Below are 21,453 nucleotides of genomic sequence, written 5' to 3' on the forward strand. Positions count from 1 at the left end.
GCTGTGAGACGGGAAGCTCCCCGCGGACCCGGGTCTGTCCCGGTCCGCTGCGGGGACCCGTCACGGCTGCGCTCCCAGCACCCGAAACCCGGCCGGGCGTCGGAACCCCTACCGCGGGGACGGCACCATGCCCAGCTTGGACGGCCACCAGATCTTCGGCCCGATGTCGTACGAGAGCGCGGGGATGAGCAGCGAACGCACGAGGATGGTGTCGAGGAGGACGCCGAAGGCCACGATGAACGCGATCTGCGCGAGGAACAGGATCGGGATCACGCCCAGCGCGGCGAACGTCGCCGCGAGGACCACGCCGGCCGAGGTGATGACGCCGCCCGTCACGCCGAGTCCGCGCAGGATGCCGGGCCGCGTGCCGATGCGGAGGGCCTCCTCCCGGACCCGGGTCATCAGGAAGATGTTGTAGTCCACCCCGAGGGCCACGAGGAACACGAAGCCGAACAGCGGCACGGACGCATCCGCCCCCTCGAAACCGAAGACGTTGTTGAACACCAGCGCCGAGACGCCGAGGGCCGTCGCGTAGGAGAGCGCCACGCTGGCCACGAGGAGCACCGGGGCGAGCACGGAGCGGAGCAGGAGGATCAGCACGACGAGGATGACCGACAGGACGATCGGGATGATCTTGACGAGGTCCGCGAGCGCGGTGTCGTTCGTGTCGATCGCCACCGCCGTGACACCGCCGACGAGCGCGTCTCCTCCGCCGGCGTCGTCGAGCACGGTCCGCAGCTCACGCACCACGTCCTCGGCCTCCTCGGAGTCGGCCTGGTAGGCGAGCGTCCCGCTGATGAGGACCCGCCCGTCCTGGACGACGGCGGCGCCGCTCCGGTCCGCGGTCAGGGCGACGTCGGAGATGCCCGCCTGCGCCGTGACGACGTCGAGCGTCGCGGCCTGGTCCGCCTCGGGTGCGACCACGTAGACGGGGCTGCCGGAGCCTGCGTCGAAGTGGCGCGCAAGGGCCTCCTGGCCGTCGACCGCATTGGACGGCGTCAGGATCACGGCGGACTGCGGGACCCCGTTCGCCTGCAGCTGCGTCAGCCCCAGGGCGCCTGCGCCCAGGACGAGCACGGACGCGATCCACAGCACGCGGGGTCGGCGGGCCACGAGCAGGGCCACACGCCGCCAGAGGCCCTTGAGCTGTTCGAGCCCGGTCTCCGGCCCCGCATCCGTCACCGCCGCATGCCTGCCGTGGTGGGGCGCGACGACGGCGGCCGCCGCGGGGTCGTGGCGCGGGATCATGGGCCAGAAGGCCGCCCGGCCCAGGAGCAGCAGGAGCGCGGGCAGGAGCGTGAGTGCCGCGGCGAGCGAGAAGGCGATGCCGATGGCCGCGATCGGCCCGAGGCTCCGGTTCGAATTGAGGTCGGAGAAGAGCAGGCACAGCAGGCCGAGGATCACGGTGGCGCCGGAGGCGAGGATCGGCTCGAAGGAACCACGGAAAGCCTCGCGCATGGCCTCCCACTTCGTCGCGTTCCCCACCAGGGCCTCCCTGAACCGGGCGACGAGCAGCAGCGCGTAGTCCGTTGCCGCGCCGATCACGAGGATCGAGAGGATGCCCTGGCTCTGGCCGCTGAGCTGGATCACGTCGAGCTTCGCGAGCCCGAAGATCAGCAGGATCGACGTCGCCAGGGCGAACACCGACGTCAGCAGGACGAGGAACGGCAGCACGATGGACCGGTACACGGCGAGCAGGATGACGAACACCGCGCCGAGCGCGACGGCGAGCAGGATGCCGTCGATCCCGCCGAAGGCGTCGACGAGGTCGTTGGTGAGCCCGGCGGGGCCGGTCACGTAGCCGGTGACGCCGTCGGGCAGTTCGTCGTCGAGGATGGTGCGCAGTTCGCCGACCACCTCGGTGAGTTCGGCGTCGGCGGAGACGAAGGCGATGTACTGGACGGCGAACCCGTCCTCCGAGGGGATGGGACCGGCGACCGCCGGCGCCCCCTCGGCCGGGGGCTGGAGTCCCTCGACCTCCCCGAGCGTCGCGCCCAGCTCCTCGTAGGTGCCGAGGTCGCGCGGGTCGATCGCGGTGTCCGATTCGGCGACGATCACTGCGGGGAGGGCGTCCGAGTCACTGAACCCCTGCTGCAGCTCCCCGGCCTCGGTCGACTCGGCGCTGGCCGGCAGGAAGGACGCCTGGTCGTTGCTCGAGACCTCCTCGAGCCGCCCGAAGGTGGGGCCGCCCACCGCGGCACCGACCAGCCAGATCAGCACCACGACGACGGGCAGGAGCACCCGCAACCACTTGTTCTTCATCGATGTCAACGCCTTCCTCGGATTCCTTCTGCAACAAAGTATATCTATGATGGAGATAAAGGGAATCGGCCTAAGCTGGAGGGAAAGAAGAAGGCGAGGATTCATGGCCGCGAGGGACGAACTCATGGCACTCATGCGGCAGTTCACCATCGAGACCGAGCGTTACGTGGAGGCCGTCAGTGACCGCGACCGCCTGTACCGCACGGATCTCCACGCCCTGAGCATCATGATGGGCGCGGCGCGGGCCGGCCTCACCGTCACCCCCGGGCTGCTGCGCGAGGAACTCAATCTGAGCTCGCCGGCCACCACCGCCCTGGTCGACCGCCTCCATTCCGCCGGCCATGTCACGCGGCGCCGCAGCGAGACGGACCGGCGGCAGGTCCACCTCCAGATGACCGACAAGGCCCTCAGCACCGGCGCGATGCTGTTCGCGCCCCTCGCCCGCCACATCAACGGCGTCCTCGACCGGTACACCGACGAGCAGCTGGGCCTGCTGCGGGACATGATGCAGGAGGTCACCGACGCCACGATCGCCGCGAAGGACGAGGCGCGGGACGGCGTCGGGCTGGCTGGGGACCGGCCCGACGGTTAGCCTTCGAAGCATGAGTGATGAGGTCTACTCCCACGGACACCACCCGAGCGTGACGTCCGCGCATGCGCTGCGCACCGTCGCGTCCTCGGCCGCCTACCTCGAACCCCTCCTCGAGAGCGGGATGGACCTGCTGGACATCGGGTGCGGGCCGGGCAGCATCACCGCCGGGTTCGCGGATCTCGTGGCGCCCGGGTCCGTGCTTGGCCTCGACCGGTCCGCCGACGTGGTCGCGCAGGCGTCGGACACCTACGCGGACGTGGCCAATGTGGAGTTCCGCGAGGGCAACGTGTACGACCTCGACGTCCCCGACGAGTCGTTCGACGTCGTGCACGCGCACCAGCTGCTGCAGCACCTCGCCGATCCGGTGGCGGCGCTCCGGGAGATGCGGCGCGCCGTGCGGCCCGGCGGGATCGTGGCCGCCCGCGAGGCGGACTTCGGCGCGATGACCTGGTATCCCGCCGTGGCCGAGCTCGACGCGTGGCGGGACCTCTACGGGGGGCTGGCGCGCGGGAACGGCGGCGAGCCCGACGCCGGTCGGCGCCTCCCCGGGTGGGCGGCTGCGGCAGGCTTCGCGGAGGTCGAGGTGTCGTCGTCGACGTGGGTGTACGCCACCCCGGCGGACCGGCGCGCGTACGCGGAGTCCTGGGCCGAGCGCGTGCTGCACTCGGCCTTCGCGGAACAGACCCTGGAGCGCGGCCTCGCCGACCAGCCCACCCTGCAGGGCCTCGCAGAGGGGTGGCGCAGGTGGGGGCGCGCGGACGACGGCGTGTTCCTCCTGCCGAGCGTGGAGATCCTCGCGCGCGCCTGACCGGCCGCCGATAGGCTGGCGGGATGTACCGCATCGTCACCGTCTGCACCGGCAACATCTGCCGCTCCCCCATGGCCGAGCTCATGCTCGCGCACGCCTTCAGGCGGGCGGGCCTGCAGGACGACGTCGCCGTCGACTCCGCGGGGACCACCGACTGGGAGGCCGGCCGGCCGATCGACCGGCGTGCGGCAGCCAGGCTGGCGGAACTCGGCATCGAGAGCCACCTGCACCGTGCCCGACGCTTCGAGGCCGACTGGTACCACGAGCGCGACCTCATCCTCGCCCTGGACCTGGACCACTACCGCGTGCTGCGCCGGGACGCGCCCGACGGCGACGCACGGGACAGGATCCACCTCCTGCGCGAGTTCGACCCGTCGACCACGGACACGGACCTGCAGGACCTCGGCATCTACGACCCCTGGTACGGGGACGCCAGCGACTTCGACGCCACGTGGCGGATGGTCGACGGAGCGGTGGACGGCGTCGTCCGGTTCGTGCGCAACGAGCTCGGCGCGTAGCGTTCCGCCGCCCCGGCCGGCGATGCGTACCATGAACGGGTGAATCCCTCCCTCTGGCTGGCGCTGCTCGGCGCCCAGACGCTCATCAGCTTCATGCCCGGGGCGGGAGCCGTGAACACCATGAGCAACGCGCTGACGGTCGGGTTCCGCCGCTCCATCTGGGGGATCCTCGGCCAGCAGGCGGCCCTGCTGGTGCACGTCGGGATCGCCGGCGCGGGGGTCGGCCTCCTCGTCGCCAACTCGCCGCTGGCCTTCAACCTCATCCGGTACACCGGCGCCGCGTACCTGGTCTACCTGGGCGTGCGGAAGTTCCTCGCTCCACCGGAGCCCGGCGACGTCCGCGCCCGGCAGGTCGACGAGGGCGCACTCTCGATGGCCCGCCGCGGCCTCTGGGTGAACCTGCTCAACCCGAAGGCCATCGTGTTCTTCCTCGCCCTGATCCCGCAGTTCATCCGCCCGGACCGCCCGCTGCTCGCGCAGTACGCCGTCCTGGCCGTGACCGTCGTCGTCATCGACGTGCTCGTCATGTGGTTCTTCTACGCCGGTGCCGCCCGCTCGTTCCGCCGGTTCACGCGCGACGACCGCGGGCAGGTCATCCTCAACCGCACCTTCGGCTCGCTCTTCGTGGGCGTCGGCGCCCTGCTCGCCGCGGCCTGACCGTGCCCTCCGACGCGCCCCTGCTCATCGCCCTCGACGGGCGGTCCGGGGCCGGGAAGACCACCCTCGCCGTCGAGCTCGCCGCACTCCTCCGCGAACACCACAGCGTCAGCGTCTTCCACCTCGAGGACATCTACCCGGGCTGGGACGGGCTCGACGACGGCATCGGCCGCTACGTGGAGCGCGTGCTGCGCCCCCTGCGGGCCGGCCGGCCGGCCCGCTGGAGCGCCTGGGACTGGGACCGCGGGCAGGACGGCCCGGAACGGACGACGGCGCCGGCCGAGATCGTACTCCTCGAAGGCGTGGGAGCGGCGGCTGCCGCGGCCCGGCCCCACCTGGACGCCGTCATCTGGATCGAGGCGGACGCCGAGGTACGGCACCGGACCGCGATCGCACGCGACGGCGAGGCCTATGTGCCCTTCTGGCAGCGCTGGGCGGACCAGGAGGAGGCCTGGCTCGCGCACGACGATCCCGGGGCCGCCGCCGACGTCGTCGTGCAGGGCCACCGGGGGGTCCCGTCACCGCACGCCGTCCGCCTCGCCCTCACCGGGGTGCCGGCGTGCGCGATCCTGCTCGCGCCGGAGCGCGCGGGCCGGCGCGGGCTCCGGCTGGACTGCGAGCGCATCGACGCTGTACCGGACACCGCGGCGCTGTTCTCGTCCCTGTACGGAGCGTCCCCCGCGGCGGTCTGGCTGGACAGCTCCGATGCCGCGACCGCGACGCCCCTGCCGGACGGGCGGAATCGCTTCAGCATCCTGGCGGACGCGTCGGGCGTCTTCGGGCAGCAGGCCCTCCACCGGGACGGCACCACGGAGATCACCGCCGGCCCGGTCACCACGCGCATCCGCGAGCCCTTCTTCCGCTGGCTCGACGACGTCTGGGGCCGCCGGGCGGTCCGCACCCCGGAGGGCTTCGACTGCGGCTTCGCGCTGGGGTGGCTGGGCTACCTCGGCTACGAGCTCAAGCGGGAGACGGGAGGCTCGGCCGTGCCGACCCCGGCCGGGGCCCTCCCCGACGCCGCGTTGCTCTTCGCGGGCCGAGCCGTCGTCGTCGACCACGCGGAGAGTGCCGTCTTCCTGCTCACGCTCGCGGATGGCCGGCGCGACCCGGACCGTGAGGCCTGGCTGGCGGAGGCGCGCCGGGCCGTCGCGGCCCCGGCGCCCGTCCCGCCGTCGGCCCCGCCCCCGGCGCCCCGCTTCACCGCCCGGGATTCCCGCGAGGAGTACCTCGGGAAGACCCGGCGCGCGCAGGCCGAGATCGCCGACGGCAACACCTACGAGGTCTGCCTGACGACGTCGCTCTCGTCGCGGGTCGAGCGCCTCGATCCGCTGGCGACCTACCTCCGCCTGCGCGCCGCGAGCCCGGCGCCCTTCGCGCACTACCTCCGCTTCCCGGGCTTCGCGGTCGCCAGCACCTCCCCCGAACGCTTCCTCAGGCTCACGCAGGACGGCCGCATGCGGGCCGAACCGATCAAGGGCACGCGCGGGCGGTCCGCGGACCCGGCGGAGGACGCCGCCCTGCTCGAGGACCTCCGGGGCTCGGCGAAGGACCGCGCGGAGAACATCATGATCGTCGACCTGCTCCGCAACGACCTCTCGCACCACGCGGTCCCGGGCTCGGTCACCGTGAGCCGGCTGTGCGACATCGAGTCCTACGCCACCGTCCACCAGATGGTGAGCAGCATCGACGCCCGCCTGCGCCCCGGCACTGCGCGCGCCGGGGTGGTCGCATCCGCCTTCCCGGCCGGCTCCATGACGGGTGCGCCGAAGATCAGCACCATGGGCATCCTGGACCGCCTGGAGCAGGGTCCTCGCGGCCCCTACTCGGGCGCCGCCGGGTACTTCAGCCTGACCGGCGCCACGGATCTCGCCGTCGTCATCCGCACGCTCGTGCTGGCGGACGACGGCGACGCCACGCGCCTCACGCTGGGCGTCGGCGGGGCGATCACCGCCGACTCGGACCCGAACGAGGAATGGGCCGAGGTGCGGACGAAGGCGCGCGGTGTCCTGTCCGCCCTGGGGTCCGACTTCCCCTCCGATGCCCCGGCCGCGGCGCCGGGACGGCACCGATGACCGGCCGCAGGGCTGGTGGGCGGTGGGGGCGGACCATGACTGCCTCTCCCCGATGACCCTGCACGGGACACGCGTCCGGGGCCGATCCTCCCCGAGGGCGGATGTCAAGCGGATCCTGCCGGTACCGGGGCCCTCCCGTCGGGTGGACGATGAACGGGTCAGACTGCGGCAGCCCACGGCGGACCGCGGACCGGTTCGGCTGGAAGAGGACTGTATGGCGGACAGTGGTGGAATGGCCGACACGGCCAAGGATCATGCACAGGACAACGATCGGAAGTAACCGATCCCGACCCTGGGCCGGGCCGCATCCCTGCGGCCCGGCCTTCCTGTCTCCGCCTCCCCGGTCGGTGCCGAGCGGATACGCTGTGGCCCATGACAGTTCTCGTGTTCCTGGACCCGGCCCACGACGACGGCGAGGTCGTCGACGCGTCGCGGCCGCAGCTGATGGCCACCGATCTCGGCGCCACCCGCGGGGACGGCATCTTCGAGTCCCTGCTCGCCGTCGACGGCTCCCCCCGCAAGGAGCAGGCGCATCTGGCCCGCCTGGCGTCGTCGGCCGCCGCCCTGGATCTCACCGTGCCGGCCGCCGACGCCTGGAGCCGCGCGATCCGCACGGGCCTGCGCGAGTTCGCGGCGGCGGAACCGGACCAGGGACACGCCGTCGTGAAGCTGATCGCCACGCGCGGTGTCGAGGGCGCCGGGCGGGCCACGGCCTGGGTGCAGGTGTCGCGCGTCCCGGACGCCACCCTCCGGCAGCGCGAGACGGGCCTGAAGGTCCTCTTCCTCGAGCGCGGCTACGACAGCACCGTCGCCCAGCGCGCGCCGTGGCTGCTGATGGGCGCCAAAACCCTCTCCTACGCCGTCAACATGGCCGCCGTCCGATACGCGAAGGCGCACGGCGCCGACGACGTCATCTTCACCTCCTCCGACGGCAAGGTCCTGGAGGGCCCGACGTCGACGGTGCTCCTCGCCCACGACCGCGACGGCCGGAAGACCCTCCTCACGCCGCAGCTCGAGAGCGGCATCCTTCCGGGCACCTCCCAGAGCGCGTTGTTCGCCGCCGCGAAGGAGCAGGGGTGGGAGCTCGGCTACGGGCCGCTGGAACCGCACCACCTGCTCGACGCCGACGCCGTATGGCTGATCTCGAGCATCCGGCTCCTCGCGCCGGTGCTCTCCCTGGACGGCCAGGAACTCCGCACCTCGAGCGCCCTGACCGCGGAACTCACGGACCTCGTGGACCGTTTCGTGTAATCTCCGCCACACAAGGGCCCTCGAACGCCCCTGTGCTACGTCACGTGTCGCATTTCGGCCCTTCTCGTTTTGACCCGGCGCTCCGTGCTGCCCTAGCGTTTTGCCTGCAATCAAGAGTTCCAGCCCTCGGCCCTGGCCGGCTGGACAGCAACCCTCTCCCGTAGTGGGGTGCTCCAGGTGAAGATTCGGCCGCCGGGACAAGTCCCCCGGTTGGCAAGTACGGCGTCGTGCGGCCCCCGAACCCTCCCGGTGACGGCGACCGCGCCTGCGCACAGCCCAGAACAGTGAGCGTGTCACCCAGCAGCCCAGCATCCTCCTCGCCGTGATCCGGTCCCCGGCACCACCCGTTCCCGCGCCCCCACCCGGGGCCAGCATTCCCGAAGGACACCATGAACCTCTCCCGCAAGGCCCTCGCGGCCCTCGCCGTCCCCCTCCTCGCCCTGACCGTCTCCTGCGGCAGCGGCAGCAGCGAGCCCGCCGAGACCACCGACGCGCTGGCCGGAAGCGACCAGCAGTCGCTCGACCAGTACACGACCGACTCCACGACCCCGGTCGACGAGATCGACACGTCGAAGCTCGGCCTCATCTCCGACGGCACCCTGCGCGTCGGCACGCTCTCCGACGCCCCGCCGAACATCTTCCTCAAGGACGGCGTCTTCACCGGCTACGACAACGAGCTGCTCCGCGCCATCGGCGACGAACTGGGCCTCGAGGTCGAATTCGCGTCGACGGACTTCTCGGCGCTCCTCGCCCAGGTGCAGAACAAGCAGTTCGACGTCGGATCCTCCTCGATCTCCACCACCGCCGAGCGCCGCGAGAACGTCGGCTTCAGCAACGGCTACGACTTCGGCTACATGGCCGTCGTCACGAAGAACGGCTCCTCGGTCACGGGCTTCGACTCCCTCTCGGAGGGCACCCGCATCGGCGTCGTCCAGGGCACCGTGCAGGACGACTACGTCTCCAACACCCTCGGCCTCGAGCCCGTGCGCTTCCCCGACTACAACACCGTCTACGCGAACGTGAAGAACGGCCAGGTGGACGCCTGGGTGGCCCCGTCGCAGCAGGCCACGGGACAGGTGAAGGACGGCGACGACACCACGATCGCAGAGACCATCATCAACACGGAGAACTTCACCGCGTACGCCGTGAACAGCGACAACCAGCCGCTCATCGACGCCCTCAACGCGGGCCTCGACGCCGTGATCGCCGACGGCACGTGGAGCGAACTGACCAAGGAGTGGTACCCGGACCGCGAGATGCCCTCCGACTGGAAGCCCGGCAGCAAAGCCGTGGAAGTAAAGTAGCGGTTCCTGCATGGATGCCCTCGAACAGCTCGGGAAGACCTTCTTCGACTGGGAGGCGATGGCGGCGGTCCTGCCGGACCTCCTGACCGTCGGACTGCCCAATACGCTCATGCTCGCCCTGGTGTCGGGGATCATCGGCACGATCGCCGGGATGATCCTCGCCGTCATGGGGATCTCCCGCAACCGTGTGCTGCGGTGGATCGCGCGCATCTACACGGACATCTTCCGGGGCCTGCCCGCCGTCGTGATCATCCTGCTCATCGGCCTCGGGCTCGGACCGATCTTCCGGCAGGTCACGGGCAGCACCAGCCCGTACCCGCTGGGCATCCTCGCCCTGTCGCTGATCGCCTCCGCGTACATCGGCGAGATCTTCCGCTCGGGGATCCAGAGCGTGGAGAAGGGCCAGCTGGAGGCGTCGCGGGCCCTGGGCTTCAGCTACAGCTCCTCGATGCAGCTCGTCGTGATCCCCCAGGGCGTGCGGCGCGTGCTGCCCGCCCTGGTGAACCAGTTCATCTCGCTCATCAAGGAGTCCTCGCTCATCTACTTCATCGGCCTCGTGGCCAGTGAGCGCGAGCTCTTCCGGGTGGGTAACGACGCCGCGAGCAACACCGGCAACCTGTCACCGCTCATCGCCGCCGGCGTGCTCTACCTGTGCCTGACCATCCCGCTCACGCACCTGGTCAACTTCATCGACAACCGGCTCCGTGTGGGCAAGAAGCAGAAGCCCGAGCCGGACGAGCTGGCCGCGAAGATCGGCGAAGGAGCCAAGGCGTGAAGACGATCGAATCAGGCACCCTGACGGGCAGGAACCTGCACCTGTCCTTCGGCTCCAACCACGTGCTGCGTGGGATCGACCTGCACGTCGAGCAGGGCACGACGGCGTCGGTCATCGGCCCCTCCGGGTCCGGCAAGTCCACCCTCCTGCGCGTCCTGAACCGGCTCATCGAACCCGACCAGGGGGACATCCTCCTGGACGGCCGGTCCGTCCTGAAGGACAACCCGGACGAGCTGCGCCGGCGCATCGGCATGGTGTTCCAGCAGTTCAACCTGTTCCCGCACAAGAGCGTGCTCGACAACGTGTCGCTGGCGCTGCGGAAGCTCCGGAAGATGCCGGCGGACGAGGCCCGGAGCAAGGCCCTCGCCCAGCTGGACCTGGTGGGACTCAGGCACAAGGCGGACGTCCGTCCCGGCAACCTCTCGGGCGGGCAGCAGCAGCGCGTGGCGATCGCCCGTGCGCTGGCCATGGACCCCGAGGTCATGTTCTTCGACGAGGCCACCTCGGCGCTGGACCCCGAGCTCGTCAAGGGCGTCCTGGCGCTCATGGCGGATCTCGCGACGGCGGGCATGACCATGGTCGTCGTCACCCACGAGATGGGTTTCTCGCGCAACGTCTCGGACACCGTGACGTTCATGGACGGCGGCGTCGTGGTGGAGTCCGGCCCGCCGGCCGCGATCTTCGACGATGCGCAGACGCCCCGCCTGAGGTCGTTCCTCTCGGACGTGCTCTAGCCGGTCCCGTCCACGCTGTCCCACCCGGCACCGGGGGCCCGCTCGAGCGGGCCCCCGGGGGCCGAGACCGCGTCGGGACGCCGGATCAGGACAGGACGAAGTTCCACGTGCCGGCGAGGACGGCCGCCGTCGTCGCCCCCACCGCGATGCCGAGCCCGACGACGGCCACGCCGACGTCGAGCACCGAGAACGTGCTCGTTCTCGCCCACGTGCGTGTACCTCCGCCGAAGCCGCGGGCCTCCATGGCCGTCGCGAGCCGGGTGGCACGCCGGATGGCCTGCACGATCAGGCCGAACGACTGCCCCAGCAGGTTCCGGGTCCGGGCGACGACGGATCCGTCCGAGCCGATGCCGCGGGCGTGCCGGGCGAGCCCGAGCATCTCCCACTGCTCCACCAGCAGGCCCACGAGCCGCAGCGACGCCAGCGCCCCGAGGACGAAACGGTGCGGGAGGTGCAGCTTCTGCGCCAGGGCGTCGGCCAGGTCCGTGGGGTCCGTGGTGAGCAGGATGAAGATCCCCGGCAGGGCGAGCGCCAGGCCGCGCAGCCCGACGGCGATGCCCCCGGCCACGGAGCCCTCGGTGAAGAGGAACGGCCCGACGTCGAGCAGGACGTCCCCCGTCTTCTCCGCGAGCAGCGCCGTCCCGTACGCCCCCAGCAGGGCGGCGACCAGCAGGGGCCAGATCCGCCGGGCGAGCCCCACCACGCTGATGCCCAGCAGCGGCAGAAGGGCGAGCTCGCAGCCGAGGACCACCGCGGCGCTGACCCAGTCGATGCTGGCCAGGAGGGCCAGCGTGATGACGGTGGCCGCGAACAGCTTCGACACCGGGTTGGCCCGCAGGAGGGTCCGGCCGGTGAGGACCGGCGTCAGGTGGTCGCCGCTCACCGGGCCACCAGCCGGCCCGCCCCGCCGCTGACGCGCAGGGTCGCCCCGCCGAGGGCCGCGATGAACTCGGCGTCGTGCGTCACCGGGACGACGGCGACGCCGTCGCCGATCAGTTCCCGCAGGAGCGTCACGAGTTCCGCCCACGTGAGGGCGTCCTGGCCGAACGTCGGCTCGTCGAGGATCAGGACGCGCGGCGCGGTGGCGAGCATCGTCGCCACCGACAGCCGCCGCTTCTCCCCGCCGGAGAGCGTGAACGGGTTGGCCTGCAGCAGGTGGGTGAGCCGCAGCCGTTCGGCCAGTTCCGTGGCGCGCCGGGGGTCCGGGGGCCCGCCGACCCTCCGCGGCCCGAACGCGAGCTCCTCCCCCACGCTCGGGGTGAGGAACTGGTGCTCGGGTTCCTGGAAGACCGTCCCGATGCGCTGCACGAGCTGCGCGGAGCGCCAGCGGAACGGGTCGGCGCCGGCGGTGCCGGCGAGCTCCGGCGACGCCTCGATCCGTCCCGCGCGGGGGCGCAGCAGGCCGCCGAGCGTGAGGGCGGCCGTGGATTTCCCGGCGCCGTTGGGCCCGGTGATGCTCAGCGCCTCCCCGGCCCGCACGTCCAGTGCGAGGTCCGCGACGGCGGCGGGGCCACGCTTCGACCGGGCGACCGCCAGGCCCCGCGCGGACAGCAGGACCGCCCCGCCGCCGTCGGGCACCGGTCCGCCGACCGGCGGTTGCCGGCCGGGGAGCCATACGCCCGCCTCGGCGAGCCGGGCGCGTGTGTCCTCCCGGACCAGCACCGTCCCGGGGGCGCCGTCGGCGAGGACGCCGCCGGCGGCGTCGAGCACGATCACGCGGTCGACGACGTCGGCCCAGACGGCGACGCGGTGTTCGACGACGACGAGGGTCGCGCCGGTGCGCTCGAGGACGCGGACGACGGCATCGCGGACCTCCAGGACGCCGTCGGGGTCGAGGTTCGCGGTCGGCTCGTCGAGCAGGAGCAGGCCCGGTTCCATGGCGAGGACGGCGGCGAGGGCGAGACGTTGCTTCTGGCCACCGGAGAGCGCGGTGGTCGGGTGGTCGAGCGCCAGGTCGAGGCCGACGTCGTCGAGGGCGCGGTGCACGCGCCGCCAGATCTCCTCCCGCGGGACCGCGAGGTTCTCGGCGGCGAAGGCCACCTCGTCGCCGACGCGCGCGAGGACCACCTGGGTCTCGGGGTCCTGCAGCACCAGGCCGGCGCGGCCCCGTACGTCGGCGGGGCGGGCGCCGTCGAGCAGGAGCTCGCCCTCCTGCTCGCCCTCGTCCTGGCTGCCGAGCAGCCCGGCCAGGCCGTGCAGCACGGTGGACTTGCCCGCACCGGACGCGCCGAGGAGCAGGACGCGCTCACCGGGCCGGAGGTCGAGGTCGAGGTGGCGGGCGGCGAAGGCCTTCCGGCCCGCGTGGCGCCAGCCCCACCCCCGGGCGCTGACCGAGACAGCGCCCGGGGACGGCACCTGTGCTGGTGTCACACGTCCGCCGTGCGGCCGGCGGCGAAGGAGGACAGCACGCCCGTCCTGGCGAGCCCGCGCATGGCCAGCCACGACAGCAGGCCCGCGATGACGACGCCGGAGACGGCAGCGAACACGACGTACAGGAGCTTGAACTCCAGGCTCCAGAGCGCGTTGTAGAGGATGTTCTCGCTGATCGCCAGCGCCAGGCCCGCGCCGAGGCCCGCGAGGAGGGCGACGGGCAGGTTCCACTTCCGGTAGAGGAACAGCAGGAACACGAGTTCGGCGCCCGCCCCCTGGATGGCGCCGGAGAGGAGGACGCCCACGCCCCACTGCGTGCCGATCAGGGCGGAGACCGCGGCCGCGAGGACCTCGCAGTAGATCGCGGCGCCGGGTTTCCGGATGATCAGCCCGCCGAGCACGCCGGCGATGAGCCACCCGCCGGAGTACAGGCCCGCGAGCGGCGGGAAGCCCGCAGTGAGCACGCTGATGCCCGAGTAGCCCGCGGACCAGGCGAAGAACAGCACGCCGACGGCGACGGCGATGACCGAGGCCACCACGATGTCGACGACGCGCCACTGGCTGGTGCGGGGGGAGAGGCCGTTGAGGGCCGTTGATGATGCCATGCTGATTCCTCCTGGGTGGCAGGAGGGGAGGGCGCACGGTTGCCGCGCGCCCTGAGAACTCGACTCCCTTCGCCGGTACTAGCCGGATCAGGTTCGAGGGTCTGCGGCGGTCCGCACTCTCAGCGCCCGCTCCGGCAGCATGCTGCGGATCGGCGCTCCCCTGTCGTTGTTGCTTGAGCGCTACCGAGCCTACACCTGCGTCGAGGGGATCGGCCCGGCTAGGCTGGACGCAGGAACCAACGGACCAGAAGGAGAAAACCATGAACGTCGTGTTCAAACTGCTCGGTGTGGGATTGAGTGCGGGCGCGGGCTTCGTCGGGACGAAGCTCGTCGACTTCCTGTGGGAGAAGATCACGGGCGAGGCACCGCCCAAGAGCAAGGACGGCCTGGAGAACACCCTGCGCTCCGCCCTGGTGTTCGCCGTCATCTCGGGTGCGGTCAGCACCACCATCCAGGTCCTGACCAACCGGTCGACGCAGAAGGCGATCGCCCGCTACTCGAAGACCCGCGACCTGACCTGAGCCGCACGCAGCACGGAAAGGGCGCTCTCCGGGGCGCCCTTTCCGGCGTCCTGGGTCAGGGCTCCCCGGCGGCGCGCGGCTCGGGCCGGACGGCCTGCAGGATGCGGTGCAGGTTCATGCCGATCGCGGCCGCCGATCCGAACGGGACGGTCGCCGAGGAGGACTCGTAGGCCGCCCTCTCCAGGTCCTTCAGTGCCCGCTCGGCGTCCTCGACGGTCCCGGCGTCCATCTCCTCGACCGTCCACAGGTCCAGGACGTTTCCCACGGCCACGAACGCCGCCTGCAGGGGCACGCGGACCGCCGCGGACAGGGGACGCTCGGTGGCCGTCCCGTGCAGCCCGTCCTGCAGCATGTTGGTGATGTTCAGGGTGTGGGCGGCGACGACCTCCAGGACCTCGACGTGCCGGTAGTCCTGGGTCATGTCCCGCGGGTGGAAGCGCCGACGCACGTTGCCCTTCCGGCTCTCGTCCGCGAACTGCAGGGCGCTCCGCGCGCTCCGGGCCGACGCCGTGAGATCGTCGCGGCGCTCCGTCCACCGCGGGTCCTCCTCCGCCCAGTCCTCCTCGAGCGCCTCACCCATCTCCTGGAGCTGGCGTGCCGCGGTCCGGCGCAGGCTGCTCATCTGCCCGACGGCGTCATCGAGGTGGAGTGGCGGCAGGATCAGCGCACTGACCGCGAGTCCGACGCCGACCCCCACGACGGTCTGGACCAGGTAGCCCAGCGAGTAACCCAGGTCCTCATTGCCGATGACGAGCACGAACAGTCCGGCCGACGCGATGCCCGACCCCCCGCCGGCCGTCCGCCTGAGCACCCCGCCGAGGAGCACTCCGACCCCCACGACGAACGCGATGGTCAGCCAGTTCGGGTCCCCCGCCCACACCGCGACGTACGCGAGGAGGATCCCGATGGTGAGCCCGACGACGGTCTGCAGGCCGAGCTTCACGGTCCCCGCGACGGTCGGGTAGATCGCCAGGAGCGCGCCCAGTGGGGCGTAGTAGGGGTACTGGGAGGCGGTGCCGGGGATGGCGAGGGCGATCGTCCAGGCGAGCGCCGCGGCGAGCGCTGCCTTGGCCGCCAGGAGCAGCTGCGGAGTGATCGCCGCGGCGCGGAGCCGGTCCCTGAGGCCGCCGTCGAAACGGGCCCTGAGGGCGCCGAGGCCCGGGTGGATTCGGAGTCGGGGCATCCCGCAGTATGGCAGCCGAACCTTGACGCCCCGTCGGAGAGGTGGGGAGGTGCCCCTCCCGGCCGGGCGCACGCGGACCACGGCGGCCGCCGACACGACGGAGGGCCGCCCCCGAGGGGACGGCCCTCCCGATGGCGGGGCTAGCCGCGAGCCTCGACCAGGGACCGCTCCGCCTCCAGTGCGGCACGGTGCTTCTCGATGCGGGCCTGCTGGAGGGGCGTCCTACGGTTGACGGACCACGCCGCGCCGAGGAACAGGAACCACAGAGGAGCCACGAACAGGGCCAGGCGGGTGTCGTCCGCCTGCGCGAGCGCGACCAGCATGAACAGGAAGAACGCCAGGACCACGTACGGCATGAACGCGGACCCGGGCATCTTGAACGCCGACTGCTCGTGCAGTTCCGGGCGGCGGCGGCGGAACGCCAGGTAGCTGATCAGGATCATGGACCAGACGAACATGGTGAGGACGGACGCCACCGAGGTGACGATCGTGAACGCGCCGATCACGGAATCGCCCGAGTACAGCAGGATCAGGCCGGCGAGGAGGAAGATGCACGAGAAGAGCAGCGCGTTCTGGGGTACCTGGCGTGGGCTCAGCTTCCCGAAGGACTTCGGCGCGTTGCCGTCCTGCGCCAACCCGAACACCATGCGCGACGTCGAGTAGATCCCCGAGTTCGCGCTGGAGGCGGCGGAGGTCAGCACCACGAGGTTCACGACGACGGCGGCGATCCCGAGCCCGGCGAGCGTGAACATGCCGATGAACGGACTGTTGGCGGCGTCGATGGTGCGCCACGGGTTGACGGCCATGATGACGGTGAGGGCGCCGACGTAGAAGAGGAGCACCCGGACGGGGATCGAGTTCACCGCGCGCGGGAGGGTCTTCTCGGGGTCCTTCGTCTCCGCCGCCGCGGTCCCGACGAGCTCGATGCCGGCGAAGGCGAAGATCGCGATCTGGAAGCCGAGGATGAAGCCGAACAGGCCGTGCGGGAACATGCCGCCGTCGTTCCAGATGTTCTCCAGCGCCGCGACCTGGCCGCCGGGCGAGGTGAAGTGCGTGGCGATCATGACGATGCCGGTGACGATCAGCGCCACGATGGCGACGACCTTGATGATCGCGAACCAGAACTCCGCCTCACCGAACGCCTTCACCGTGGGCAGGTTCAGGAGCAGCAGCACCACGGGGGTGGCCAGGGCGGGGATCCACAGCGGGGTCCCCGGGGCGAGGATGTCGACGTAGCCCGCGATGGCGACGATGTCCGCCACCCCGGTGACCACCCAGAAGAACCAGTAGGACCAGCCGGTGAAGAACCCCGCCCACGGTCCGAGGAGATCGCCGGCGAAATCGCTGAAGGACCTGTACTCGAGGTTGGAGAGCAGGATCTCCCCCATGGCGCGCATGACGAAGAAGAGCATGAACCCGATGATCATGTACACGAAGATCACGGAGGGCCCGGCGAGCGAGATGGTCTTCCCTGACCCCATGAAGAGCCCGGTGCCGATGGCACCGCCGATCGCGAGCAGCTGGATGTGGCGGTTGCTCAACGCCCGGGTCAGGTGGGGGGACTGATGGTCACCGGCGGGCGCGTGGGTGGACGCGGGCGCCGGAAGGGAGGAGGCAGGCATGGGGGTGGGGGTCCTTCCGCGCCCGCAGGCTCCGGAACGGAACCGCGACCGCGTGGTGTGAACGGATGTGACAGACATCAAACCCTGAACGGTGGCCGACGGCGAGTCAAATCGACGGCCCCCGGTGCCCGGGCCCCTGCGGGGTGCTCCGCCCCCGCACTGGCCGTCGGACCGGCTCCGGGACCTTCACGGACCCGGGGTCTCCGGGCCATACTGGCCGCATGACCATCCTCACCACGCAGCAGCTCCTCGATGCCGGCCTGGACGACTGGCGCAAGCTGGCCCGGGCCCTGCACGCCCGCTTCGTGACAGGCGATTTCGCCACGGGCCTCGCCCTCGTCACGGCAATCGGTGAGCTCGCGGAGCAGGCGGGCCATCACCCCGACGTCGTGCTGACCTACCCGCACGTCGACGTCACGCTCCTCAGCCATGACGCCTCCGGCGTGACGGAGCGGGACGTCGACCTCGCCCGCCGGATCAGTTGGATCGCCGGCGAGCGGGGCATCGCGGCGGACCCTGCGGCGCCCGCCGTCGTCGAGCTCGCCCTCGACACGGCCGACGTCGCCGCGATCGGACCGTTCTGGGCGGCCCTGCTGACCGGCGACGCGGGCGTGGTGGACGGTGACGACGTCGCCGACCCGGGAGGGCGCGTCCCCCTCCTGTGGTTCCAGCACACCGACGCCCACGAGACCCCCCGACAGCGCTTCCACATCGACCTGTGGGTGCCGCACGACGCCGCGGAGGCCCGGATCGCGGCCGCCGTCGCCGCGGGCGGTACGGTGGTCGACGACGCGGAGGCGCCGTCGTTCACGGTCCTCGCCGACGCCGAGGGCAATCGCGCCTGCGTCTGCACGATCCTGGGGCGCTGAGCGGCGCCCGCCGCCGATCGCCATGGGGGATACGACAGGACGGGACACCGACGTGCTGGTGGTGGGCGCGGGTCCCACGGGCCTCATGCTGGCCAACTGGCTGACGAGGCTCGGCGTCCGCGTGGTCGTGGTGGACGGCAAGGACGGCCCCACCCTGGAGTCCCGCGCCCTCGGCGTGCACTCGCGGTCCATGGAGATCTACGACCAGCTCGGCGTCGTCGACCGCGTGCTGGCCGCAGCGGAGCACGCGGATTCGATGCGGCAGGGGTTCGGCCGGAAGGCCTTCGCACCCATCCCGCTGACCGGGCTCGGGCGGGGCCTGACCCCCTACCCCGGCATGTACATGCTGGAGCAGAGCGCCAACGAGAGGATCCTCGCCGGGCGCCTCGGCGAGCTCGGCGGCGCCGTCCGCTGGCGGCACCGCCTGGCAGGCCTGGAGCAGGGCGACGACGGCGTGGTCGCCCTGATCGACGGGCCGGACGGGCCGTCCTCCCTCCGGGCCCGGTTCGCGGTCGGGTGCGACGGCGCGTCCTCGACGGTCCGGTCCCTGTGCGGGATCCCGTTCGAGGGCACGACGAACCGGCAGACCTTCTACCTCGTCGACGCGGTGGGCGTGCGCGGACTCGCACCGGCCACGGTGAACATCCGGCAGGGCGCCGAGGAGTTCCTCCTCGCCTTCCCGATGCGGCCCGAGGGCACAGCGCGGTCGAGGCAGCGGCTCATCGGGATCGTCGACGACGGTGCCGCGGCGGTGACGGAGGCGTACGCGCGGCATCACGTGGCGGAGGTGTTCGGCGTCACCTACGAGGACTACCGCTGGTTCTCCACCTACCGCGTCCACCACCGGGTCGCCGCGCACTTCCGTGACCGCTCGGTGTTCCTCGCAGGCGACGCCGCCCACGTCCACTCGCCGGTCGGCGCCCAGGGCATGAACACCGGGCTCCAGGACGCCCACAATCTCGCGTTCGCGCTCGCCGACGTCCTCGCCGGGCGGGAACCCGCGGCCCGCCTGGACCGCTACGAGGCCGAACGCCGCCCCGTGGCGCTGCGCCTGATCCGCACCACCGACCTCGTGTTCCGCGGCGTGACGTCCCGTTCGCGGGCTGTCACGTTCGTGCGCAGGTACGCGCCCCGGCTGGTGCTGCCCGTCGGGGTCGCCCTCCTCCCCCACCTGCCGATCGGGCGGAGGATGGCCGGCTACCTGGGTCAGATCCGGATCCACTACCGGATGGACGGGTCATCCCGACGGCGCCGGGACCGCGTGGTCGGCCGCCGGCTGCAGTGGACCGGGGAGAACTTCGACGTGCTGCGGTCGGCGTCATGGCAGCTGCACCTGTACGCCGCCGACGACGCCGCGGTACGCGGCGCCGAAGCCGCTGCCGTCGACCTCGGGCTCCCGCTCCACACCTTCGGCTCCACCGGCTCCACGCCCCTGAAGCCGGGCACCCTGTACCTCGTGCGGCCGGACGGCTTCGTGGCCGCAGCGTCGCCGCCCGCCGAGGCCGTCGCCGCGTTCCGCGCTGCCCGGCAGGACACCACTCGGCCGACCGGGAAGGAAGGACCGCCATGACAGGCGCTTCGGGCCGTTCCGGGACGCCTTCGCCGCCGCCTTCGAGGGGCGGCCCCGCAGGGGCGCGGCCCTCGCCGTCCGTCCTCATCGCCCGGCTCGTCGAGGCGGGCAGGCTGGACCACGACACCCGGGTGAGCGAGCTCCGGTCCGGGTTCGGGGCCCGGGGGAAGGGCGGGATCACCGTGGGGGATGCGCTCGCACACCGCGCGGGGGTGTCCGCACTCCGGCACCCTGTCAGCCTCGACGAGGCCCTCGACCGGCGGACCATGGCGGGCCCGCTCGCCGGACAGGAGCCCCTGTGGGAGCCGGGATCCGGGTACGCGTACCAGCGCTGACCCACGGCTGGCTCACGGGGGAGATCATCCGCCGCGTCACCGGGAGGATGCCCGGCGCCCACCTCGAGGACGCGCTGTCCTCCCCGCTCGGGGCCGAGGTCCGTCTGGGCGTCCCCGCCGGCCGGCAGTCCGGCGTCGCCCACCTCGAAGCGTCCGACACCCTGCGGGACATGGTGCGGGCTCCACGGGCTGCCGACGGACCCGGCGGAACGGACCTGCCGACCCTGGCCGTGACGCTGGGGGACGCCTTCCCCCAGGAGGTCACCGGTCCGGACGACGGCTCGGACAGGTGTCGTTCGCGCAGCCTGATCTGGGCGTGAGCATGGCGTTCCTCACCAACCGGATGGAAGCCGGCGACGACACCCGGCCACGACCGTCGTCGATGAACGGCGGACCGTGCTGGCGACATAGGACGCAGCTCCTCGCGCCGGGGTGCACTCCTCGGCGTCGGGGACAGTCGGGAGCGCCGGCGGGCGCTACGCGGCGTCGGGGAGGGGGAGGACCCCGTCAAGGTAGGCGCGCAGCGCGCGCGGACTGAAGGGCTTCGCCATGAACTGGTCTGAACCCGCGGCCAGGCACTGTTCCTCGGTGAGCTGCGGGGGTCGCGCGGAGATCGTGAGGATGTGCGCGTCCGAATGGGTTCGGAGCCGCAGGCAGAGATCGAGGCCGTCCACATCCGGCAGGTTGAGGTCCAGCGTGATGAGGGCCGGCTGGACCGCGTCGACGAGGCGCTGTCCCTCGGCGCCCGTGCCGGCCTCGTGCACGGTGAACCCCCGCCCCGTCATCACGATCACGAGCAGTCGGCGGATGTCGGCGTCGTCCTCGATGACGACCGCGCTGCGCTGCAGCATCTCCATGCCGAACCCTCCAGTACCGTGTGGATCATCAGCAGCAAGCTTATCGTTCGCGGGGAGTGAGACACGGGAGCGGCGTCCTCCCGCCATTGGTTGACACGCCGGCGCCACCGGCGTCAGGCGCGCGTCGGTGCTGGCGCACCCCGTCAGGGCGTCCTGCCGCCGGTCCTGTGGTCCGAGCCTCCGGCCCAGCCGCGGTGTGCCGGATCCTCCCCCGCTGCATGCGCCACGACGTCGTCGAGCTCGTCGAGGGTGAGCAGGTCCCGCCGCAGGTGCCGCGTCCGGTAGCCTGCCCGGCCCACCATGTGCGCCGACACGGGGCTGGTGAGGAGCTGGAAGATCCAGCACAGCGCCAACAGGGGCACGAGCAGCCAGTTCTCGAACTCGACGGCGAGCGCGAGGAGGAACAGCAGCAGTCCGAGGACCTGTGGTTTGGTCGCCGCGTGCATGCGCGAGAGCAGATCGGGGAAGCGCACCAGCCCGATGCCGGCCGCCAGGGACATGAGCGCGCCTCCGATCAGCAGGACCGAGACGATGGCGTCGTTGATCAC

Annotated in this window: 22 protein-coding genes and 2 riboswitches; of the genes, 14 read left to right on the top strand and 8 right to left on the bottom strand. The window is 71.8% G+C overall.

The window, feature by feature from the left end:
• Window positions 1-108 precede the first annotated feature (108 nt).
• On the bottom strand, window positions 109-2,262 hold the full coding sequence (locus tag ACX80P_RS10150) for an MMPL family transporter (RefSeq protein WP_459278198.1): 2,154 nt from the start codon (window positions 2,260-2,262) through the stop codon (window positions 109-111).
• A 103-nt stretch (window positions 2,263-2,365) separates the two neighbouring features.
• Between ACX80P_RS10150 and ACX80P_RS10155 the strand changes: the two genes are divergently transcribed.
• The 9 genes from ACX80P_RS10155 (at window position 2,366) to ACX80P_RS10195 (ending at window position 10,973) form a co-directional block, all read left to right on the top strand.
• Entirely contained in the window at window positions 2,366-2,854 is a 489-nt protein-coding gene (locus tag ACX80P_RS10155; RefSeq protein ID WP_459277952.1) for a MarR family winged helix-turn-helix transcriptional regulator, read from the top strand.
• Between the two features lie 10 nt (window positions 2,855-2,864).
• Complete coding sequence (locus ACX80P_RS10160; protein WP_459277953.1) at window positions 2,865-3,662, top strand: methyltransferase domain-containing protein; 798 nt, start codon at window positions 2,865-2,867, stop codon at window positions 3,660-3,662.
• Between the two features lie 23 nt (window positions 3,663-3,685).
• Complete coding sequence (locus tag ACX80P_RS10165) at window positions 3,686-4,180, top strand: low molecular weight protein-tyrosine-phosphatase (protein WP_459277954.1); 495 nt, start codon at window positions 3,686-3,688, stop codon at window positions 4,178-4,180.
• Between the two features lie 39 nt (window positions 4,181-4,219).
• Window positions 4,220-4,837 (top strand): LysE family transporter, encoded by a 618-nt coding sequence (locus ACX80P_RS10170; RefSeq protein ID WP_459277955.1) that lies wholly within the window; start codon window positions 4,220-4,222, stop codon window positions 4,835-4,837.
• A 2-nt stretch (window positions 4,838-4,839) separates the two neighbouring features.
• A complete protein-coding gene (pabB, locus tag ACX80P_RS10175; RefSeq protein ID WP_459277956.1) occupies window positions 4,840-6,909 on the top strand; it encodes an aminodeoxychorismate synthase component I in 2,070 nt (689 codons plus the stop codon).
• A gap of 372 nt (window positions 6,910-7,281) precedes the next feature.
• The gene (locus tag ACX80P_RS10180) at window positions 7,282-8,160 is read left to right on the top strand and encodes an aminodeoxychorismate lyase (protein WP_459277957.1); all 879 of its coding nucleotides are present in this window, start codon (window positions 7,282-7,284) and stop codon (window positions 8,158-8,160) included.
• 108 nt (window positions 8,161-8,268) lie between these two features.
• Window positions 8,269-8,386: riboswitch (SAM riboswitch) on the top strand.
• 163 nt (window positions 8,387-8,549) lie between these two features.
• A complete protein-coding gene (locus ACX80P_RS10185) occupies window positions 8,550-9,464 on the top strand; it encodes an ABC transporter substrate-binding protein (protein ID WP_459277958.1) in 915 nt (304 codons plus the stop codon).
• Between the two features lie 10 nt (window positions 9,465-9,474).
• Window positions 9,475-10,239 (top strand): amino acid ABC transporter permease, encoded by a 765-nt coding sequence (locus ACX80P_RS10190; protein ID WP_459277959.1) that lies wholly within the window; start codon window positions 9,475-9,477, stop codon window positions 10,237-10,239.
• Window positions 10,236-10,973 (top strand): amino acid ABC transporter ATP-binding protein, encoded by a 738-nt coding sequence (locus ACX80P_RS10195; RefSeq protein WP_459277960.1) that lies wholly within the window; start codon window positions 10,236-10,238, stop codon window positions 10,971-10,973. The genes ACX80P_RS10190 and ACX80P_RS10195 overlap by 4 nt, the downstream gene beginning before the upstream one ends.
• An 85-nt stretch (window positions 10,974-11,058) precedes the next feature.
• On the opposite strand, the gene ACX80P_RS10200 is transcribed toward ACX80P_RS10195, so the two are convergent.
• Genes ACX80P_RS10200 through ACX80P_RS10210 form a run of 3 tightly spaced genes read right to left on the bottom strand, consistent with a single transcriptional unit; the run spans window position 11,059 to window position 13,948 of the window.
• Window positions 11,059-11,856, bottom strand: coding sequence for an energy-coupling factor transporter transmembrane component T family protein (locus tag ACX80P_RS10200; RefSeq protein WP_459277961.1), 798 nt, complete (start codon window positions 11,854-11,856; stop codon window positions 11,059-11,061).
• Window positions 11,853-13,343 (bottom strand): ABC transporter ATP-binding protein, encoded by a 1,491-nt coding sequence (locus tag ACX80P_RS10205; RefSeq protein ID WP_459277962.1) that lies wholly within the window; start codon window positions 13,341-13,343, stop codon window positions 11,853-11,855. The genes ACX80P_RS10200 and ACX80P_RS10205 overlap by 4 nt, the downstream gene beginning before the upstream one ends.
• Window positions 13,340-13,948 (bottom strand): ECF transporter S component, encoded by a 609-nt coding sequence (locus tag ACX80P_RS10210; protein WP_459277963.1) that lies wholly within the window; start codon window positions 13,946-13,948, stop codon window positions 13,340-13,342. Before ACX80P_RS10210 ends, ACX80P_RS10205 begins: the two co-directional genes overlap by 4 nt.
• A 47-nt stretch (window positions 13,949-13,995) precedes the next feature.
• Window positions 13,996-14,120: riboswitch (TPP riboswitch) on the bottom strand.
• Window positions 14,121-14,208: 88 nt separating this feature from the next.
• Here ACX80P_RS10210 and ACX80P_RS10215 point away from each other — a divergent pair.
• Window positions 14,209-14,469 carry a DUF4235 domain-containing protein gene (locus ACX80P_RS10215; protein WP_459277964.1) on the top strand — a complete coding sequence of 87 codons (261 nt, stop codon included), beginning with the start codon at window positions 14,209-14,211 and terminating at the stop codon, window positions 14,467-14,469.
• 55 nt (window positions 14,470-14,524) lie between these two features.
• Here ACX80P_RS10215 and ACX80P_RS10220 read toward each other — a convergent pair whose 3' ends face one another.
• Both ACX80P_RS10220 and cycA read right to left on the bottom strand, forming a co-directional pair.
• Window positions 14,525-15,652: an FUSC family protein gene (locus ACX80P_RS10220; RefSeq protein ID WP_459277965.1), complete on the bottom strand. Its 1,128-nt coding sequence runs from the start codon at window positions 15,650-15,652 to the stop codon at window positions 14,525-14,527.
• A gap of 140 nt (window positions 15,653-15,792) precedes the next feature.
• Entirely contained in the window at window positions 15,793-17,274 is a 1,482-nt protein-coding gene (gene cycA, locus ACX80P_RS10225) for a D-serine/D-alanine/glycine transporter (RefSeq protein WP_459277966.1), read from the bottom strand.
• A 221-nt stretch (window positions 17,275-17,495) separates the two neighbouring features.
• On the opposite strand from cycA, the gene ACX80P_RS10230 reads away from it, so the two are divergent.
• From ACX80P_RS10230 to ACX80P_RS10245, 4 genes are read left to right on the top strand one after another with little or no spacing between them, the layout of a single operon-like run.
• Window positions 17,496-18,143, top strand: a complete 648-nt coding sequence (locus ACX80P_RS10230) for a 4a-hydroxytetrahydrobiopterin dehydratase (protein WP_459277967.1) — start codon at window positions 17,496-17,498, stop codon at window positions 18,141-18,143.
• Between the two features lie 22 nt (window positions 18,144-18,165).
• On the top strand, window positions 18,166-19,713 hold the full coding sequence (locus ACX80P_RS10235; protein WP_459277968.1) for an FAD-dependent monooxygenase: 1,548 nt from the start codon (window positions 18,166-18,168) through the stop codon (window positions 19,711-19,713).
• Complete coding sequence (locus ACX80P_RS10240; protein ID WP_459277969.1) at window positions 19,710-20,048, top strand: serine hydrolase; 339 nt, start codon at window positions 19,710-19,712, stop codon at window positions 20,046-20,048. The genes ACX80P_RS10235 and ACX80P_RS10240 overlap by 4 nt, the downstream gene beginning before the upstream one ends.
• Window positions 20,012-20,368, top strand: coding sequence for a hypothetical protein (locus ACX80P_RS10245; protein ID WP_459277970.1), 357 nt, complete (start codon window positions 20,012-20,014; stop codon window positions 20,366-20,368). The genes ACX80P_RS10240 and ACX80P_RS10245 overlap by 37 nt, the downstream gene beginning before the upstream one ends.
• Before the next feature lie 156 nt (window positions 20,369-20,524).
• Here the strand turns inward: ACX80P_RS10245 and ACX80P_RS10250 are convergent, their stop codons facing one another.
• On the bottom strand, window positions 20,525-20,905 hold the full coding sequence (locus ACX80P_RS10250; RefSeq protein ID WP_459277971.1) for a response regulator transcription factor: 381 nt from the start codon (window positions 20,903-20,905) through the stop codon (window positions 20,525-20,527).
• Between the two features lie 143 nt (window positions 20,906-21,048).
• Window positions 21,049-21,450 (bottom strand): monovalent cation/H(+) antiporter subunit G, encoded by a 402-nt coding sequence (gene mnhG, locus ACX80P_RS10255; protein ID WP_459278199.1) that lies wholly within the window; start codon window positions 21,448-21,450, stop codon window positions 21,049-21,051.
• Window positions 21,451-21,453 lie beyond the last annotated feature (3 nt).

This window comes from Arthrobacter arabinosi (assembly GCF_054511115.1).

Bases quoted from the DNA above. Each gene is read 5' to 3' on its own strand.
- ACX80P_RS10180 (WP_459277957.1), top strand. From the start codon at position 7,282: ATGACAGTTCTCGTGTTCCTGGACCCGGCCCACGACGACGGCGAGGTC.
- ACX80P_RS10230 (WP_459277967.1), top strand. From the start codon at position 17,496: ATGACCATCCTCACCACGCAGCAGCTCCTCGATGCCGGCCTGGACGAC.
- ACX80P_RS10165 (WP_459277954.1), top strand. From the start codon at position 3,686: ATGTACCGCATCGTCACCGTCTGCACCGGCAACATCTGCCGCTCCCCC.
- ACX80P_RS10155 (WP_459277952.1), top strand. From the start codon at position 2,366: ATGGCCGCGAGGGACGAACTCATGGCACTCATGCGGCAGTTCACCATC.
- ACX80P_RS10190 (WP_459277959.1), top strand. From the start codon at position 9,475: ATGGATGCCCTCGAACAGCTCGGGAAGACCTTCTTCGACTGGGAGGCG.
- ACX80P_RS10250 (WP_459277971.1), bottom strand. From the start codon at position 20,905: ATGGAGATGCTGCAGCGCAGCGCGGTCGTCATCGAGGACGACGCCGAC.
- ACX80P_RS10185 (WP_459277958.1), top strand. From the start codon at position 8,550: ATGAACCTCTCCCGCAAGGCCCTCGCGGCCCTCGCCGTCCCCCTCCTC.
- ACX80P_RS10240 (WP_459277969.1), top strand. From the start codon at position 19,710: ATGACAGGCGCTTCGGGCCGTTCCGGGACGCCTTCGCCGCCGCCTTCG.
- ACX80P_RS10150 (WP_459278198.1), bottom strand. From the start codon at position 2,262: ATGAAGAACAAGTGGTTGCGGGTGCTCCTGCCCGTCGTCGTGGTGCTG.
- ACX80P_RS10220 (WP_459277965.1), bottom strand. From the start codon at position 15,652: ATGCCCCGACTCCGAATCCACCCGGGCCTCGGCGCCCTCAGGGCCCGT.
- ACX80P_RS10215 (WP_459277964.1), top strand. From the start codon at position 14,209: ATGAACGTCGTGTTCAAACTGCTCGGTGTGGGATTGAGTGCGGGCGCG.
- ACX80P_RS10160 (WP_459277953.1), top strand. From the start codon at position 2,865: ATGAGTGATGAGGTCTACTCCCACGGACACCACCCGAGCGTGACGTCC.
- ACX80P_RS10210 (WP_459277963.1), bottom strand. From the start codon at position 13,948: ATGGCATCATCAACGGCCCTCAACGGCCTCTCCCCCCGCACCAGCCAG.
- ACX80P_RS10235 (WP_459277968.1), top strand. From the start codon at position 18,166: ATGGGGGATACGACAGGACGGGACACCGACGTGCTGGTGGTGGGCGCG.
- cycA (WP_459277966.1), bottom strand. From the start codon at position 17,274: ATGCCTGCCTCCTCCCTTCCGGCGCCCGCGTCCACCCACGCGCCCGCC.